Genomic DNA, 15,146 nt, shown 5'->3' on the forward strand with positions numbered 1-15,146 from the left:
GCACGCCGCTCAGGTCGAGAGAGGAACAAGGCGCACGACCTCACGTTGCCGATCCATGGCAGAGGATCCGCGCAGCGTCAGCGACATCTTGGACAAGCTCGAACGGCTGGCGGACCAACAGTCGCGGGTGTCACTGGAGGATGCCGTCGCGGCGTTCGGCAACCGATCCTATGGTCCCTTCCTCCTCGTGCCCGCCCTGATCGAAATCTCGCCGATCGGCGGCATTCCCGGCCTGCCGACGGTCCTGGCGGCGATCATCATCCTCTTCGCCGTACAGATGCTGATCGGCCGCCAGCATCTCTGGCTGCCGCACGTCATCGGCAAGCGGGCTGCCGCCGCCAGGACGGTGCATCGTGCCACCGCCAAGCTGCGCGGCGTGGCGAGCATGGCGGATCAATGGTTCCATGGCCGCCTGCCGGCACTGACCCAAGGCCCGTTCGTCCGCCTCGCCGCGCTTGCCACGATCGCACTGGCGCTCACCGTGCCGCCGCTCGAACTCTTGCCCTTCGCCAGCACCGCGCCGATGGCGGCGATCGCGGCGTTCGGCCTGGCGCTGCTGGTCCGCGACGGTGCGCTGATGATCGCCGCGATCCTCCTCGCCGGGGTCGCGGTGGCGGTGGGGATCGGCCTGATCAGCAGCCGCTGACGCCGCTATTTCGCCGCCTTGCGCAACGCCAGCCGAACCAGCGCGTCGAGGCTGGCGGCGCCGCCCAGCTCCTCGTCCGCCGCGGCCACCGCCGCCGTCGCATCGGCCGGGCGGAAGCCCAGGTTGAGCAGCGCCGACACCGCATCGGCGGACGCGCCGACCGGCGCGGCCTGACCGATCGCGGCGGGGCCGAGCGGGATCGCGCCCACCTTGTCCTTCAGCTCGCGGACGATCCGCTCGGCCAGCTTGGGGCCGACGCCGTTGGCCCGCGCGACCATCGCCTTGTCCTGCGCGCCCACCGCGCGCGCCAGCTCGCCCGGCTCCAGCGCCGACAGAATCGCCAGCGCCACCCGCGCCCCCACACCCTGCACGCCGGTCAGCAGCCGGAACCAGTCGCGCTCGCCGGCCGTGGCGAAACCGACCAGCCGGATCGAATCCTCCGACACCAGCATCTCGGTGAACAGGGTCGCCGCCTCGCCCACCGGCCCGATCGCCGCCAGGGTCCGCGACGAGGCGCCGATCAGATAACCGACGCCGCCGACATCGATCACCGCATGGTCGATGCCGGTCGAGTCGAGACGTCCCTTGAGATGTGCGATCATCCCCGGCTGGTAGAAGAGCGAAGCCGCGTCGTCACCCTCCGCCCAAGCCGCTTTTGCTCGGCGCCAAGCTTTTCTTGTTATCCCTACTATTTTGATGGGATATTGTCGGGGCGAAAGGAGCCGCCGCGATGACCCCCGCCATCCCCATCCACTCCGACATCCCGGCCGGCGGCTCCGCGATCGACGAGGCGGTGCGCGGCCTCGCCGCGGCCCGCCAGGCCTGGCGCGGCCGGCATCCGGTCGCGGTCGGCCGCTTCCCCGATCGGGGCGCGATCGACCGGGCGGTGGAACTGCTCGCCGCCGCGCTCTACCCGCAGCGGATCGGCGGCTATCGCGGCCGCCCCGAGGATGAGGATCGGTTCGTCGCCGCCAAGCTGATGGCCGCGCTGGTCGAGCTGGAGCGCGAGATCGGGCACGAACTCGCCTATTGGCAGGACGAATCGCACGCGCGGTTCGACCCCGACCAGGCCAGCCTGATCGTCCGCCTGTTCGCCGCGACCCTGGGCGAGGTGCGCCGGCTGATCGACAGCGATGTCGAGGCGGCCTTTCTGGGCGACCCCGCCGCGCGCAGCGTCGACGAGATCCTGATCTGCTATCCAGGCGCAATCGCCAGCCTGCACCACCGCATCGCGCATCCGCTCTACACGCTCGGCGCGCCGATCGTGGCGCGGATCATATCCGAGCTGGCCAATGGCCGCACCGGCATCGACATCCATCCCGGCGCGACGATCGGCGGGCATTTCTTCATCGACCACGGCACCGGCGTCGTGATCGGCGAGACCGCGATCGTCGGCGAGCGGGTACGGCTCTACCAGCATGTGACGCTCGGCGCGCGGACCCCCGCCGGCACCACCGATCTCGGCCCGCGCGACCGCTATGCCCGCCATCCGATCGTCGAGGACGATGTCGTCATCTATGCCGGCGCGACGATCCTGGGCCGCGTGGCGATCGGACGCGGCGCGACCATCGGCGGCAATGTCTGGCTGCTGTCCGACGTGCCGCCCGACAGCATCGTCACCCAGCCCGAAGCGATCCGGCTGAGCCGCGCCGACAGCGAGCGGCTGCGCGAGGCGCTGACCTGACCCGTTCATTGTTCAACAGGAGGAATTCGATGAAGACACTGGCCATTCTACCGCTGTTCGCCGCCGCCGCGCTCGGCCTGTCGGCCTGCGGCCCCAAGGCGGAGACGACCGACGCCAATGCCGCGCTGAACGACACGGATGCCGGCCTCGCCGACAATCTCACCGCGACCGACGAACCGCTGGCCGCCGACAATGCTACGCTGGGCAACGACCTGCTCGGCAACGACACGCTCGGGAACGAGGCCGCGACCGGCAACGGCCTCTGATCCTTTCGGCGGGCGACCGCTTCACCCTCTCGCCTGGAATGCTCCCTAGGCGTAGCCTCCTGGCCCGGCGCTCCCCAGCACCGGGCCGCTTTGTGTCTAGATCATGCCGCATAGGCCCGGATGAACGGCTCCAGATGGCGGCGATAAGGGTCCGCCACGCCCAGCCCATCGCGGTTGATCGGCCGGCGGACCTGAAGGCTGCTCGCGGTCGCCACCACCCGGTCGGTCTGGTGGAAGTCATAGACGGCGCGCTCCTCCGCCAGCCCGCAATGGCGCAGCAGCCGGCCGATCCACGGCGTCGGATCGGTGACGAAGTCGGTGAACGGCACCACCAGCAACCGCTTGCCGAGCCGTTCCTGCCAATAGCCGAGCAACTGGTCCTCCAGCCGGAAATGATGCGCGATGTCGCCCAGGTCGTGGCTCCAGCCGACGCCGTGGATGAAGAAGGTGCGGAAGCACGACCAGGCGCTGTCGAGCGGATCGCGCCGCATCCAGACCAGCGGCGCATCGGGCAGCATCGTCGCGATCAGCCCCAGGAAACGGCTGTTGTCGATCGTCTTGTCGACGATCCGCCCCTCCGTCCCGAACCGTTCCGACAGGAGGTGGAGATAGAGGTCCGCCATCGCCGCCAGCGACCCGCCCGCCGCCAGGTGCCGCTCGATCGCGGGTGCCGACACGCCGCCGGTGGCGACCGCGACCTGATGCGCGACGCTGATCTCCGCGCCGTCGGCGACCGCGCTGTGGCTGGTTAGGATCTGTTCGATCAGGGTCGTGCCCGATCGCGGCAGGCCGGTGACGATGATCGGCCGATCGGTGGCGATCGACTGGCGGTCGCGCATCCGCTCGAACCAGTCGCCGTCGAAACCCTGTTGCGCGGCGGCGGCGTTGGCCGCGTTGCCGGCCCGGCTGTACGGCCGCTCCGCCTTGAGCAGCGCCGCGCCGCGCGCATAGGCGGCGAAGGCTGCGTCCGTCTCGCCGCGATCGGCGTGGAGCTTGCCCAGCGCATAGCAGAACCGCGCATGGTCCCCCGGCGCCTGTCCCTCCGCCGCCTTCACCTCGGCCAGCATCCGCTCGCCCAAAGGGTGGTCGCGCAGGTTGACGGTTGCGGCCAGCGACAGCCAGGCGGGCCCCCAGCCGGGACGCGCCCGCAGCACTTGCTCGAGCTGCGCGCGCCCCTCCTCGACCAGCCCCAGCGTCACCGCCGTATTGCCGCGCACATAGGCATGGCCGGCGCGGTCGGGCACGTCGACGGGCAAGCGCGCGATCAGCGCGTGCGCGTCGCGCAGCCGGTTGGTCTGGGTCAGCAGCACCACCTTGGCGAACTGCGCCTGGGGGGAACCGCCAGCCGCGGCGACGAAGGCGTCCATCGCCCGGTGCGCCAGCCCGAACTCGCCGCTGACCCGCATCAGTTCGGCCAGCGCCCGCCATTGCGCCCCCAGCGGCGCGCCCGCCTGGAGCAGCGCCGCCACCGCCGCGTTGGTGGCGGCCCTATCCTTCGCCGCCGTGGCGGCTTTCAGGGCGGCGATCGTCGGCAGGAAGGAAGCGATTTGGTTCGTCATAGCAAGACGATAACCGAAGCGTTCGCCGGTGCATCAGGAAATCCGCAGGGCCGACGCGCGCTGCACCGCAGGGCGGCCCGCGCCGACGGGGCGCGAATGGCCAGTCCCGCCGCATCGGGCAAAATTACAGCCAAATCGGTTCGAGATGCGTCCTAACGCCCGGTTGATCGATAGGTTCCATTAGCGTCCGAACCTGTCATCTTTCATTAGGAGTGAGACCCAAGTTACGGGGCACCAAACCTTTACTCATGACAATTTTGTTCGAAACGCATTGACAGCGTCCCTGACCCAATGGTTAATCTCGGATTAACGAAACCTCCCAGGGATGGGGGTTCGTCAACCAAAGGGGTTCCCATGAAGCTGAAGCATCTGTTCTGCTGCGGCGTCGCCTTGTGCGTCGCGTCCACCGGCGCCCAGGCCGCCACCTTCAACCTGATCGACACCGGTGGCGTGAAGGGTTCGGCGGCGGAGGCCGGCTTCAACATCGCCGCAGCCTATTGGGGCTCGGTGCTGACCAACGACGTGACGATCAACCTGAACGTCCGCTTCGCCCCGCTCGCCCCCAATGTCATCGGCTCGACCGGCAGCGCCCGCACCGACGTCTCGGTCGCGCAGTGGGAGCGCGGCGTCCGCGCCACCAAGAGCGACTCGCTGCTCGACCGCTCGATCGTCCTGCCCAGCCTCAACAGCCAGGGCGGCGTGAAGCTGGTGTCGAACGGCGTCGACGCCGACGGCAATGACGACCTGTCCTACACCCAGTTCATCGACGGCTCGACCACCAGCAGCAAGACGCTGTACCTGAACACCGCCGTCGCCAAGGCGACCGGCGTGATCGGGGCCAACAACCCGGTGATCGACGGCAGCATCACCTTCAGCAGCACCTTCGGCTTCGACTTCGACCCGACCGACGGCATCTCGGCCAACACCTTCGACTTCATCGGCGTCGCGATCCACGAGATCGGCCATGCGCTGGGCTTCGTGTCGGGCGTCGATTTCCTTGACGTGTACGGCGGCGAGGGCCCGGGCGCCGGCACGCTTGGCTACAGCCTGAACGACACGTCGATCTACAGCGCGCTGGACATGTTCCGCTACAGCGACGCCTCGACCCGCGCGGTGCGCGGCAAGCCCGACGTGCTCGACCTCAGCGTCGGCAGCGACGCCTATTTCTCGATCGACGGCGGCAAGACGGCGCTGTTCGGCAACAAGCTGTCGACCGGCCGCTACAATGGCGATGGCGACCAGGCTTCGCACTGGAAGGACGCGGTCGGCTGCACCGGGCAGATCGGCATCCTCGACCCGACCTTCTGCTTCGGCCAGGCGGGCGAAGTGACCGCGCTCGACCTCGCCGCCTATGACGCGATGGGCTGGAACACCAGCGTCGACGTGCTCCGCAACCCCGGCTATGTCGCGACCACCGCCAGCATCTATCGCCAGTTCGCCTCGCTCGTCCCCGAGCCCGGCAGCTGGGCGCTGATGCTGACCGGCTTCGCGATGATGGGCGCGACGCTGCGCGGCCGTCGCACCCGCACCCGGGTCACCTTCGCGGCCTGACCCCTTCGGCTGGTTGAAGCGAACGCCGCCGGTCCCAGCGGACCGGCGGCGTTCTGCTGCCGGATGTGGTGCAAGGCGCAGCATCAGCCCCTGCCGTGCTGTTCCCCGGCGGAGGCCGGGACCCGGTTGGGGGAGGCTGGCGAAGAAGCGCAGCGCTCCGTTACATCAGCCTCCCCAACTGGGCCCCGGCCCTTGCCGGGGAACAGAAGGGCTATTCGTCCGGCGGACTACGCCGTGACCCGCGCCCGCCTGGCCATGCCGGCGGCGCTGGCGACGTGGTGGGCATGGGTGATCGCCACAGCCAGCGCGTCCGCCGCGTCGGGCCCGGCCAGCTTCGCGCCGGGCAGCAGATGCGCCATCATCGCCTGGATCTGGCGCTTGTCGGCGCCGCCGGTCCCGACCACCGCCTTCTTGACGACGCTGGGATGATATTCGCCGATCGCCAGCCCCGCCCCCGCCGCCGCCAGCAGCACGACGCCGCGCGCCTGGCCCAGCTTCAGCGTCGACTGGGCGTTGGTGTTGCCCAGCACCTCCTCCACCGCCGCGCCCTCCGGCCGCTCGGCGCGGATCACGTCGATCAGCGCGGCGTAGAGATTGGTCAGCCGGCGCGGCAGCGGCATCGATGGCTCGGTTTTGATCTGGCCGTTGGCGATATGCGACAGGCGATTGCCCTCGGCCCGGATCACGCCCCAGCCGGTCGTGCCCAGGCCCGGGTCCAGGCCGAGGATGATCATCGCGCTGTCCTCACCCCAACTTCGCCATCACCTCGTCGGAGACCTCGTAATTGCCCCAGACGGTCTGGACGTCGTCGTCGTCGTCCAGCGTGTCGATGAGCTTGAACAGGGTCGCCGCCTCGTCCTCGCTCACCGCCACCATGGTCTGCGGCCGCCAGGCCAGCTTCGCGCCCTCCGGCTCGCCCAGCACCGGCTCCAGCGCCTTGGCGACCTCGTGCAGGTCGCCGGTCGCGGTCCAGATCTCATGCCCGTCCTCGGACGAGCTGACATCCTCCGCGCCGGCCTCCAGCGCCGCCTCGAACACCTTCTCGGCGTCGCCGACCGTCGCCGGATAGGAGATCAGGCCCATCCGGTCGAAGCCATGGCTGACCGAACCCGATGCGCCGAGATTGCCGCCATTCTTCGCCACGGCGGTGCGGACGTTGGTCGCGGTGCGGTTGCGATTGTCGGTCAGCGCCTCGATGATCAACGACACGCCGCCGGGGCCGAAGCCCTCGTAGCGGATCTCCTCATAGCTTTCCGTGTCGCCCTTGGCCGCCTTGTCGATCGAGCGCTGGATATTGTCCTTGGGCATCGACTGCGCCTTGGCGGCGTTGATCGCCGCGCGCAGGCGCGGGTTCATGTCCGGATCGGGCAGCCCCATCTTCGCCGCCACGGTGATCTCGCGGGAGAGCTTGGAGAACATGCTCGACCGCTTCTTGTCCTGCGCACCCTTGCGATGCATGATATTCTTGAACTTGCTGTGACCTGCCATGATACGCCTCTGCGATGATGGCATGCCCTTAAACCGTCAAAGGGGCTTTCGCCAACCGGCCGCTTGGGCCAAATGGGCGCACTCATGACGGTACGCGTGGACATGGGGCTGGACGAGCGTGGCAGCGCCGTCGGGCTCGACCTGGAAGAATTGCTCGCCACCCGCCTGCTCGTGCAGGGCAATTCGGGGTCGGGAAAGTCGCATCTGCTGCGCCGGTTGCTCGAACGCTCGGCCGGGCAGGTGCAGCAGGTGGTGGTCGATCCGGAGGGCGATTTCGTCACGCTCGGGCCGGCGTACGGCCATGTCGTGATCGAGGCGTCGGATTATTCCATCCCCGAGGTATCGCGGCTGGCGACGCGGCTGCGCGAACACCGCGCCTCGGTTGTCCTCAGCCTCGAGGGACTAGAGGCGGAGGGGCAGATGCGCTGCGCCGCCGCTTTCCTCCAGGCGCTGTTCGATGCGCCGCGCGAGCACTGGTATCCGGCGCTGGTCGTGGTCGACGAGGCGCAGCTCTTCGCCCCGACCACCGGGGGCGAGGTCGCCGAGGAGGTGCGCCGCGCGTCCCTGTCGGCGATGACCAACCTGATGTGCCGGGGACGCAAGCGCGGTCTCGCCGGTGTGATCGCGACCCAGCGACTCGCCAAGCTGGCCAAGAACGTCGCGGCCGAGGCATCCAACTTCCTGATGGGCCGCACCTTCCTCGACATCGACATGGCGCGCGCCGCCGACCTGCTGGGCATGGAGCGGCGCCAGGCGGAGGCGATTCGCGATCTCGCGCGCGGCCAGTTCATGGCGCTCGGCCCCGCCGTGTCGCGCCGGCCGATCAACGTTCGGATCGGCGCGGTCGAGACGTCGGCGCGCTCGGGCAGTCCCAAGCTGACCCCGTTGCCCGAGGCCAAGCCGGTGGAGCTCGCCGACCTGCTCGCCGAGCCGGACGCGCCCGAGCTGCCCATGAGCTTCGAGGCGCGGCCCCGGCTCGTGCCGGTCGGCGAACTGATGGCCGACATCGCCCGCCCGCCCGCGCCACCCCCCACCCCGCTGCCGGAGAAGGACGCGTCGGAAGTCGAAGCCATCTATGCCGAGGCGCTGCGCGCGATCGTTGCCGATCCCGATGCCTCGCTGCGGCCGGGACCGACGCTGTTCCAGGACTTCCAGGTGCGCTGCCGCATGGCCGGGCTGGCGCGCCCGCCGCTCGACCTGCCGGGCTTCACCCGCCGCCTCGCCTGCGCGCGCGCGGGCATCTTCGACCCCGAGGACCCCGAATGGGTCGACGCCATCGCGTTGGGCGGCACCCTGCCCGACGACATGCTGGGCGCATTCCTGCTGGTGGCGCGCGCGGCGAAGGAGGGGAAGCCCTGCCCGTCCGACTCGGCGCTGGCGGCGACCTACGGCACCAGCTCGCTCGGCCGGGTGCGCCGTCTGATCGGCTATATCGAAAGCCGCGACCTGTTCGTGACGCGCACGGACCTATCGGGCAAGCGCTCGATCACCATCCCGCATCTGGGCTGGACCACGGAGGCGGCGGAGGCGGGCTGATCGCGCCCTATCTCATGCCGCTGCCACACGTAGTGACCGTCAAATGGCGGCCTCAGCGCAATGTCATGCGGCCACCGAGACGGCCGGTCCCCGGTCGGAGCGCCGTCGCGGCTGACCACGGGGCCTCTTACTGGGCCCCGGCCTTCGCCGGGGCGGACCATGACCGCGATCAGATCATCCCCAGCGCCTGCATGTACACTTCCAGGATCGACTGCTCTTCCTGATATTCTTCCCGTTTCTTCTTGCGGATCGACATGATCTTGCGGATCGCCTTGGGGTCGTAGCCCCGGCCCTTGGCCTCCGCCATGACATCCTTGATGTCGTCCGAGATGCCCTTCTTCTCTTCTTCCAGTCGCTCGGCGCGCTCGATCAGCAGGCGCAGCTCGTCCGCTGCCACCTGACCGCCGCCCATGCCTTCGCCCCGCTCGTCGCCCATGATCCGTCCTTATCGAAATGACACCGCCTCCCCTCGCGATGGCACGAGGGGGGCGGGCCGGTTAACCCTGTAGGGTGCGGCGGCGCGTCTACGGGATCGCGCCGCTTCGCTCAAGGCTTTGGCGGCGTGCCGCTCGACCGGCGGGCGTTAGGCCGCGTTGCGGCGGACGCTCTCCTCCATGCGCGCCAGTTGTTCGGGCGTCGCCTCCAGCTGGTGATCGCGCTTCCATTCGGCATAAGGCATGCCGTAGATGGCCTCGCGCGCCTGGTCCTTCGACAGGCCGCCCGCCTCCGCCGTCCAGTCGGACAGGCAGTTGCGGCAGAAGCCCGCCAGGCCCATCAGGTCGACGTTCTGCGCGTCGCTGCGATGGCGCAAGTGCCGGATGAGGCGGCGAAAAGCGGCGGCCGCCGCCGAGTCGTCGAGTGCGTCAAGAGGGTCCATACGTATGCTCCGCGGTTGATCGGACTTATTTAGGCATTAGGACGCGGCGTGCACCCCAGGAAGGTAATCGAATGACCATCGCCATCGCTCCCCGCTCGCGCAAGGTGCGCGTGCTCGCGACTTTGGGCCCCGCCAGTAACAGCCGCGAGATGATCGCCAAGCTGTTCGAGGCCGGCGCCGACGCCTTTCGGGTGAATATGAGCCATGGTGACCAGGCGTCCAAGGTCGGCGTGATCCAGGCGATCCGCAGCCTGGAGGCCGAATATCGTCGCCCGACCACGATCCTGGCCGATCTGCAGGGGCCCAAGCTGCGCGTCGGCAAGTTCGAGGGCGGCCGGGTCGAGCTGGCCACCGGCTCCACCTTCGTGCTCGACCGCGACCCGACGCCGGGCGACGCGACCCGCGTCGAGCTGCCGCATCGCGAGATCTTCGCCGCGATCGAGCCGGGCGCGCGCCTGCTGCTGGACGACGGCAAGCTGGTGCTGCGCGTCACCGAGCATGACGTCGACCGGATCACCACCATGGTCGAGGTCGGCGGGCCGCTGTCGAACAACAAGGGGCTGAACGTGCCCGACGTGGTGCTGCCGATGGCGGCGCTGACCGACAAGGACCGCAGCGATCTGGCCTTCGCGGTCGAGCAGGGCGTCGACTGGATCGCGCTGAGCTTCGTGCAGCGGCCCGAGGACCTGATGGAGGCGCGCGGCCTGATCAAGGGCAAGGCGGCCCTGCTCGCCAAGATCGAGAAGCCGGCGGCGATCGAGCGGCTGGAGGAGATCGTCGAGCAGTGCGACGGCGTGATGGTGGCGCGCGGCGACCTGGGCGTCGAGCTGCCGCCCGAGCAGGTGCCGCCGCTACAGAAGCGGATCGTCGAGGTGTCGCGCCGGCTCGGCCGGCCGGTGGTGGTCGCCACCCAGATGCTCGAATCGATGATCCAGTCGCCCTCGCCGACCCGCGCCGAGGTGTCGGACGTCGCCACCGCAATCTACGACGGCGCGGACGCGATCATGCTGTCGGCCGAGTCGGCGGCGGGCGCATGGCCGGTCGAATCGGTCGCGATGATGAACGCGATCGGCAACGCCGTGGAGCGAGATCCCGCGCATGGCGACCGTGTCCATTTCACCGTGATGAAGCCCGACCCCACCACCGCCGACGCGATGGCCGAGGCGGCGAAGGGGATCGCGCGCACCGTGTCGGCGGTGGCGATCATCTGCTTCACCACCAGCGGCTCGACCGCGCGTCGCGTGGCGCGCGAGCGCCCCTCGGTGCCGATCTTGGTGCTGACCCCGCAGGCGGAGACGGCGCGGCGGCTGGGCCTGCTCTGGGGCACGCACGCGGTCCACACCCGCGACGTCGAGAGCTTCGAGGAAATGGTCGCCAAGGCCAAGCGCATGGCATTGCGCCACGGCATCGCCAAGGCGGGCGAGCAGGTGGTGGTGATGGCCGGCGTGCCGTTCCGCACCCCCGGTTCGACCAACGTGATCCATGTGGTGCGGATCGCCGGCGACGAATTGAAGGATTACGGCGCGGCCGGGTGAGCGTACCCCCCCATGCTCCGGTCACTGTCGGAGCATGGGGATCGGATCATCTTATCGACCCCATCCCTTGCACGGGATCCCTGCGAAACTGTCGAGCTGCCTCCCCTATCCTGCCACCCCCGCCTTCGCCGGGGTGGCGCGATGGCTTCCCCCCTTTGCGCGGCAAAGTTTTCCACCAGCAGCCAAGCGGGGCGGTCCGACGTCGAACGTCGTGACAGGACCGCCCGCTCGCCCTAGCCTCGCGCAACCTCGCGCCAGCCGATGTCGCGGCGGCAGAAGCCGTCGGCATAGTCGATCGCGTCGACCGCATGATAGGCCAGCGCCTGCGCCCCGGCGATCGAGGGCGAGCGGGCGGTGACCGCCAGCACGCGCCCGCCGCTGGCGACCAGCGTGTCGGCATCCATCCGCGTGCCGGCCTGGAAGACGATCGCGCCCGCCGCCTCCGCCGCGTCCAGCGCGCGGATCGCGCCGCCCGCCGCCGGGGTGCCGGGATAGCCGCGCGCCGCCACCACCACGGTCAGCGCCACATCGTCGGAGAAGACCGGCGCGGGGGCGGAGGCCAGCCGCCCTTCCGCCACCGCCAGCATCAGCGCGACCAGGTCCCCCTGGAAACGGGGCATCAGCACCTGGGTCTCCGGATCGCCGAAGCGGGCGTTGTACTCGATCAGCTTCGGCCCCGTCGCGGTCAGCATCAGCCCGGCATAGAGCACGCCGATGAAGGGCGTGCCCTCCGCCGCCAGCGCGGCGACGGTCGGGCGGATGATCTCGTCGATGGCGCGCGCCTCCAGCGCGGGGGTCAGCACGCGCGCCGGACTGTAGGCGCCCATGCCGCCGGTGTTCGGTCCGGTGTCGCCGTCGCCGACGCGCTTGTGGTCCTGGGCGGTGCCGAACGCCATGATGTCGGCGCCGTCGGTCAGCACGAACAGGCTGGCCTCCTCGCCGTCCAGGAACTCCTCGATCACCGCCTCCGCGCCCGGCGTGGCGAAGAGATCGCGCACCGCCGCCAGCGCCTCGTCCCGGGTCATGGCGACGGTCACTCCCTTGCCCGCCGCCAGGCCATCCGCCTTCACCACCACCGGCAGGCCGAAGGTGCCGGTCAGCGCGGCTTCCGCGGTGGCGAGGTCGGTGACGCGCAGGTAACCGGCGGTGGGGATGCCGGCGCGCGCGCACAGATCCTTGGTGAAGCCCTTCGACCCTTCGAGCTGCGCCGCCGCGCGGCCGGGGCCGAACACCGGCACGCCGGCCGCCCGCAGGCTGTCCGCCAGGCCGTCGACCAGCGGCGCTTCCGGCCCGATCACCACCAGGCCGATCGCCTGCGCCTTCGCGAAGGCGACGACGGCGGCGTGATCGGTCGCGTCGAGCGGCACGATCGTCGCGACCTGTGCGATGCCGGGGTTGCCGGGCGCGGCGAAGAGCGTATCGAGAAGCGGCGATTGCGCCAGCTTCCATGCCAGCGCGTGTTCGCGGCCCCCGGAGCCGAGTAGCAGGACGTTCATGCCCGATCCCTTTTCATCTGAGCCGCGGCTGGTAGCCGAGCCGGCGCCCGGCGACAACGCACTCGCTCTGTCGGTCGGCGAGCTGTCGTCCAGGCTGAAGCGCATGGTGGAGGGCGAGTTCGGCCATGTCCGCCTGCGCGGCGAGATTTCCGGGTTCAAGCGCGCCGCCTCCGGCCATGTCTACCTGGCGCTGAAGGATGAATCGGCGGTCATCGACGGGGTGATGTGGAAGGGGGTCGCCAACGGCCTGGCCTTCAGCCCGCAGGACGGGGTGGAGGTGATCGCCACCGGCAAGCTGACCATCTATCCCGGCCGCTCCAAATACCAGATCGTGATCGAGCGGATGGAGCTGGCCGGGGCGGGCGCGCTGATGGCGCTGCTGGAGAAGCTGCGCGCGCAGCTCGCCGGCGAGGGGCTGTTCGACCGTGCGCGCAAACGCGCCCTGCCCTATCTGCCGCGCGTGATCGGGGTCGTCACCTCGCCGACCGGCGCGGTGATCCGCGACATCCTCCACCGGCTGGAGGACCGTTGCCCGACGCATGTGATCGTCTGGCCCGTCAAGGTGCAGGGCGAGGGCGCGGCGGCCGAGGTGGCGGCGGCGGTGCGCGGCCTCGACGCCTTACCGGCGGACGGCCCGGTGCCGCGTCCCGATCTGGTCATCGTCGCGCGCGGTGGCGGCTCGATCGAGGATCTCTGGGCGTTCAACGAGGAGGCGGTGGTGCGCGCCGTCGCGGCCTGTTCGATCCCGATCATCTCGGCAGTCGGGCACGAGACGGACACGACATTGTGCGACCATGCCGCCGACCTGCGCGCGCCGACGCCGACCGCCGCCGCCGAGATCGCGGTGCCGGTGCTCGCCGACCTGCGGCTGACCCTTGATTCGCATCGCCAGCGCACCGAACGCTGCGCGCGCCGCTATGTCGAGCGCGGGCGCGAACGGCTGACCGCGCTCGCCCGGCTGCTGCCCAGGCGCGACGCGCTGCTGGGGCCGCAGCGGCAGCGCGCCGACGATGCGGGCGCGCGGCTGGATCGCGGGCTGGAGCGGCGGGTGACGGTGGCGCGCGGCCAGCTCGACCGCGCGACCGGCGCGCTGCGCCCGGCGGTGTTGCAACGGCAGGTGGACTCCGCCCGCCATCGGCTGGAATCGACGTGGCGGCTGGTCCAGACGCTCAACCCCGACAATGTGCTGGAGCGCGGCTATGCCCGGGTCACCGGCCGCGACGGCGCGACGCTGATGTCCAGCGCGGCGGTGGCGGCGGCGGGGGCGGTGACGCTCCATTTTCGCGACGGCAATGTCGATGTGGCGGTCGATCCGGGCGATGGCCCGACCCTCGACCGGCCCCGCCGGGTTGAGCGGTCCGCGCCCAGGGCCTATGCGGCCCCCAGTCCCGAGCAGCCGACGCTGCTCTAGCCGCGAAGAAAGCTCTCCATGCTGATGTCCAACGCCGATCGCCCTGCCCGCCTCCATTATATGGCGAACGGCTTTCGCGTGCTGGTGCCGGGCGATCATGTCGTCTGCGGCGTGACGGGCGCGCGCATCGCGCTGGAGGACCTGCGCTACTGGAGCGTGCGCGACCAGCAGCCCTATGCCACGGCCCAGGTGTCGAGCGAGGCGCTGGCGCCGCGATGAAGGCGGGGTGCGCACTGGCGCTGCTGCTCTCCGCCGCGCCCGTCGCGGCGGCGACGCGCGACGCCATCGCGCAGGACACGCTGCCGCCCGCCACCGCCGCCGTTGCGCCGTTCCGCTGGTCGGGCGACGCGATCCAGGGCGGGCTGATCCGGGGGGAGGCGCCCGAGGGCGCGGTGCTGGCGACGCTCGACGGCCAGCCGCTACCGATCGCGGCGGACGGGGCGTTCATCATCGGCTTCGACCGCGACGCTGGCCCCGCCGCGCGGGTCGAGGTGACGATGGCGGACGGCCGTACGCTCAGCCAGACGCTGGCGGTCGCGCCGCGCGACTGGCGGATCGAGCGGGTCGACGCACCCTATCGCGCCGGCAAGACCGATGCGGAGTTCGCCGCCGCCCGCCCGGCCGAGCTGGCGCGGATCGTCGCGGCGCGTGCGGTCGCCACCGACGCGACCGGCTGGCAGCAGAGTTTCCGCTGGCCGGCGGCGGGGCGGCAATCGGGCTGGTTCGGCTCGCAGCGCGTCTATCAGGGCAAGCCCGGCGGCTATCACAGCGGCGCGGACGTGGCGGTGCCGACCGGCACGCCGATCATCGCCCCCGCCGATGGCGTGGTGATCCTGGCCGCGCAAACGCCGTTCACGCTGGAGGGGCATCTGCTGATGCTCGACCATGGCATGGGGCTCAACAGCGCCTTCCTGCACCTGTCGCGGATCGACGTCGCCCCCGGCGACCACGTCCGCCAGGGTCAAGTGATCGGTCGCTCGGGCGCGACCGGCCGAGCGACCGGCCCGCACCTCCACTGGAGCCTCCAATGGCGCGGTGCGAAGCTCGACCCTCTGCTGGTCGCGGGGCCGGTGCCGGCGCGGTAAGATCGTGCTTGC

Annotated in this window: 16 protein-coding genes; 9 read left to right on the top strand and 7 right to left on the bottom strand. The window is 70.3% G+C overall.

The genetic code is table 11. The annotated features are described in order from the left end of the window. Window positions 1-55 precede the first annotated feature (55 nt). Window positions 56-646, top strand: coding sequence for an exopolysaccharide biosynthesis protein (locus GGQ96_RS15600; protein ID WP_184116444.1), 591 nt, complete (start codon window positions 56-58; stop codon window positions 644-646). Window positions 647-651: 5 nt separating this feature from the next. Here the strand turns inward: GGQ96_RS15600 and ruvA are convergent, their stop codons facing one another. Beyond that, window positions 652-1,248, bottom strand: a complete 597-nt coding sequence (gene ruvA, locus GGQ96_RS15605; protein ID WP_184116446.1) for a Holliday junction branch migration protein RuvA — start codon at window positions 1,246-1,248, stop codon at window positions 652-654. 128 nt (window positions 1,249-1,376) lie between these two features. Here ruvA and epsC point away from each other — a divergent pair, with 128 nt between their 5' ends. Both epsC and GGQ96_RS15615 read left to right on the top strand, forming a co-directional pair. After that, the gene (gene epsC, locus GGQ96_RS15610) at window positions 1,377-2,330 is read left to right on the top strand and encodes a serine O-acetyltransferase EpsC (RefSeq protein ID WP_184116448.1); all 954 of its coding nucleotides are present in this window, start codon (window positions 1,377-1,379) and stop codon (window positions 2,328-2,330) included. A gap of 29 nt (window positions 2,331-2,359) precedes the next feature. Further along, the gene (locus GGQ96_RS15615) at window positions 2,360-2,596 is read left to right on the top strand and encodes a hypothetical protein (protein ID WP_184116450.1); all 237 of its coding nucleotides are present in this window, start codon (window positions 2,360-2,362) and stop codon (window positions 2,594-2,596) included. A 101-nt stretch (window positions 2,597-2,697) separates the two neighbouring features. Here the strand turns inward: GGQ96_RS15615 and GGQ96_RS15620 are convergent, their stop codons facing one another. Next, the gene (locus GGQ96_RS15620) at window positions 2,698-4,155 is read right to left on the bottom strand and encodes a tetratricopeptide repeat-containing sulfotransferase family protein (RefSeq protein WP_184116452.1); all 1,458 of its coding nucleotides are present in this window, start codon (window positions 4,153-4,155) and stop codon (window positions 2,698-2,700) included. Between the two features lie 354 nt (window positions 4,156-4,509). On the opposite strand from GGQ96_RS15620, the gene GGQ96_RS15625 reads away from it, so the two are divergent. Beyond that, window positions 4,510-5,706 (top strand): NF038122 family metalloprotease, encoded by a 1,197-nt coding sequence (locus GGQ96_RS15625; protein WP_184116454.1) that lies wholly within the window; start codon window positions 4,510-4,512, stop codon window positions 5,704-5,706. Between the two features lie 227 nt (window positions 5,707-5,933). Here the strand turns inward: GGQ96_RS15625 and ruvC are convergent, their stop codons facing one another. After that, window positions 5,934-6,440, bottom strand: a complete 507-nt coding sequence (ruvC, locus tag GGQ96_RS15630; RefSeq protein WP_184116456.1) for a crossover junction endodeoxyribonuclease RuvC — start codon at window positions 6,438-6,440, stop codon at window positions 5,934-5,936. A gap of 10 nt (window positions 6,441-6,450) precedes the next feature. Beyond that, window positions 6,451-7,194: a YebC/PmpR family DNA-binding transcriptional regulator gene (locus tag GGQ96_RS15635; protein ID WP_184116458.1), complete on the bottom strand. Its 744-nt coding sequence runs from the start codon at window positions 7,192-7,194 to the stop codon at window positions 6,451-6,453. Between the two features lie 84 nt (window positions 7,195-7,278). Here GGQ96_RS15635 and GGQ96_RS15640 point away from each other — a divergent pair, with 84 nt between their 5' ends. After that, window positions 7,279-8,730, top strand: coding sequence for an AAA family ATPase (locus GGQ96_RS15640; protein WP_184116460.1), 1,452 nt, complete (start codon window positions 7,279-7,281; stop codon window positions 8,728-8,730). A 169-nt stretch (window positions 8,731-8,899) separates the two neighbouring features. Here GGQ96_RS15640 and GGQ96_RS15645 read toward each other — a convergent pair whose 3' ends face one another. Both GGQ96_RS15645 and GGQ96_RS15650 read right to left on the bottom strand, forming a co-directional pair. After that, a complete protein-coding gene (locus GGQ96_RS15645) occupies window positions 8,900-9,166 on the bottom strand; it encodes a DUF2312 domain-containing protein (protein ID WP_184116462.1) in 267 nt (88 codons plus the stop codon). 147 nt (window positions 9,167-9,313) lie between these two features. Then, window positions 9,314-9,607 (bottom strand): DUF1244 domain-containing protein, encoded by a 294-nt coding sequence (locus GGQ96_RS15650; protein ID WP_184116464.1) that lies wholly within the window; start codon window positions 9,605-9,607, stop codon window positions 9,314-9,316. 71 nt (window positions 9,608-9,678) lie between these two features. On the opposite strand from GGQ96_RS15650, the gene pyk reads away from it, so the two are divergent. Next, entirely contained in the window at window positions 9,679-11,142 is a 1,464-nt protein-coding gene (pyk, locus tag GGQ96_RS15655) for a pyruvate kinase (protein WP_184116466.1), read from the top strand. Between the two features lie 233 nt (window positions 11,143-11,375). On the opposite strand, the gene purD is transcribed toward pyk, so the two are convergent. Then, entirely contained in the window at window positions 11,376-12,638 is a 1,263-nt protein-coding gene (gene purD, locus GGQ96_RS15660) for a phosphoribosylamine--glycine ligase (RefSeq protein ID WP_184116468.1), read from the bottom strand. On the opposite strand from purD, the gene xseA reads away from it, so the two are divergent. From xseA to GGQ96_RS15675, 3 genes are read left to right on the top strand one after another with little or no spacing between them, the layout of a single operon-like run. After that, window positions 12,637-14,049, top strand: coding sequence for an exodeoxyribonuclease VII large subunit (xseA, locus tag GGQ96_RS15665; protein ID WP_184116470.1), 1,413 nt, complete (start codon window positions 12,637-12,639; stop codon window positions 14,047-14,049). The two genes, purD and xseA, sit on opposite strands and share 2 nt — an antisense overlap. Before the next feature lie 18 nt (window positions 14,050-14,067). Then, a complete protein-coding gene (locus GGQ96_RS15670; RefSeq protein WP_184116472.1) occupies window positions 14,068-14,268 on the top strand; it encodes a DUF2093 domain-containing protein in 201 nt (66 codons plus the stop codon). Then, window positions 14,265-15,134, top strand: coding sequence for a M23 family metallopeptidase (locus tag GGQ96_RS15675; protein ID WP_184116473.1), 870 nt, complete (start codon window positions 14,265-14,267; stop codon window positions 15,132-15,134). Before GGQ96_RS15670 ends, GGQ96_RS15675 begins: the two co-directional genes overlap by 4 nt. Window positions 15,135-15,146: the final 12 nt, after the last annotated feature.

This window comes from Sphingomonas abaci, from assembly GCF_014199625.1.
In the GTDB taxonomy this organism is placed as follows: domain Bacteria; phylum Pseudomonadota; class Alphaproteobacteria; order Sphingomonadales; family Sphingomonadaceae; genus Sphingomonas; species Sphingomonas abaci.

Excerpts from the sequence above, each read along its gene's own strand:
- GGQ96_RS15670 (WP_184116472.1), top strand. The coding sequence starts at position 14,068 with ATGCTGATGTCCAACGCCGATCGCCCTGCCCGCCTCCATTATATGGCG.
- GGQ96_RS15620 (WP_184116452.1), bottom strand. The coding sequence starts at position 4,155 with ATGACGAACCAAATCGCTTCCTTCCTGCCGACGATCGCCGCCCTGAAA.
- pyk (WP_184116466.1), top strand. The coding sequence starts at position 9,679 with ATGACCATCGCCATCGCTCCCCGCTCGCGCAAGGTGCGCGTGCTCGCG.
- GGQ96_RS15600 (WP_184116444.1), top strand. The coding sequence starts at position 56 with ATGGCAGAGGATCCGCGCAGCGTCAGCGACATCTTGGACAAGCTCGAA.
- epsC (WP_184116448.1), top strand. The coding sequence starts at position 1,377 with ATGACCCCCGCCATCCCCATCCACTCCGACATCCCGGCCGGCGGCTCC.
- GGQ96_RS15615 (WP_184116450.1), top strand. The coding sequence starts at position 2,360 with ATGAAGACACTGGCCATTCTACCGCTGTTCGCCGCCGCCGCGCTCGGC.
- xseA (WP_184116470.1), top strand. The coding sequence starts at position 12,637 with ATGCCCGATCCCTTTTCATCTGAGCCGCGGCTGGTAGCCGAGCCGGCG.
- ruvA (WP_184116446.1), bottom strand. The coding sequence starts at position 1,248 with ATGATCGCACATCTCAAGGGACGTCTCGACTCGACCGGCATCGACCAT.
- GGQ96_RS15625 (WP_184116454.1), top strand. The coding sequence starts at position 4,510 with ATGAAGCTGAAGCATCTGTTCTGCTGCGGCGTCGCCTTGTGCGTCGCG.
- GGQ96_RS15640 (WP_184116460.1), top strand. The coding sequence starts at position 7,279 with ATGACGGTACGCGTGGACATGGGGCTGGACGAGCGTGGCAGCGCCGTC.
- purD (WP_184116468.1), bottom strand. The coding sequence starts at position 12,638 with ATGAACGTCCTGCTACTCGGCTCCGGGGGCCGCGAACACGCGCTGGCA.
- GGQ96_RS15650 (WP_184116464.1), bottom strand. The coding sequence starts at position 9,607 with ATGGACCCTCTTGACGCACTCGACGACTCGGCGGCGGCCGCCGCTTTT.
- ruvC (WP_184116456.1), bottom strand. The coding sequence starts at position 6,440 with ATGATCATCCTCGGCCTGGACCCGGGCCTGGGCACGACCGGCTGGGGC.
- GGQ96_RS15675 (WP_184116473.1), top strand. The coding sequence starts at position 14,265 with ATGAAGGCGGGGTGCGCACTGGCGCTGCTGCTCTCCGCCGCGCCCGTC.
- GGQ96_RS15645 (WP_184116462.1), bottom strand. The coding sequence starts at position 9,166 with ATGGGCGACGAGCGGGGCGAAGGCATGGGCGGCGGTCAGGTGGCAGCG.
- GGQ96_RS15635 (WP_184116458.1), bottom strand. The coding sequence starts at position 7,194 with ATGGCAGGTCACAGCAAGTTCAAGAATATCATGCATCGCAAGGGTGCG.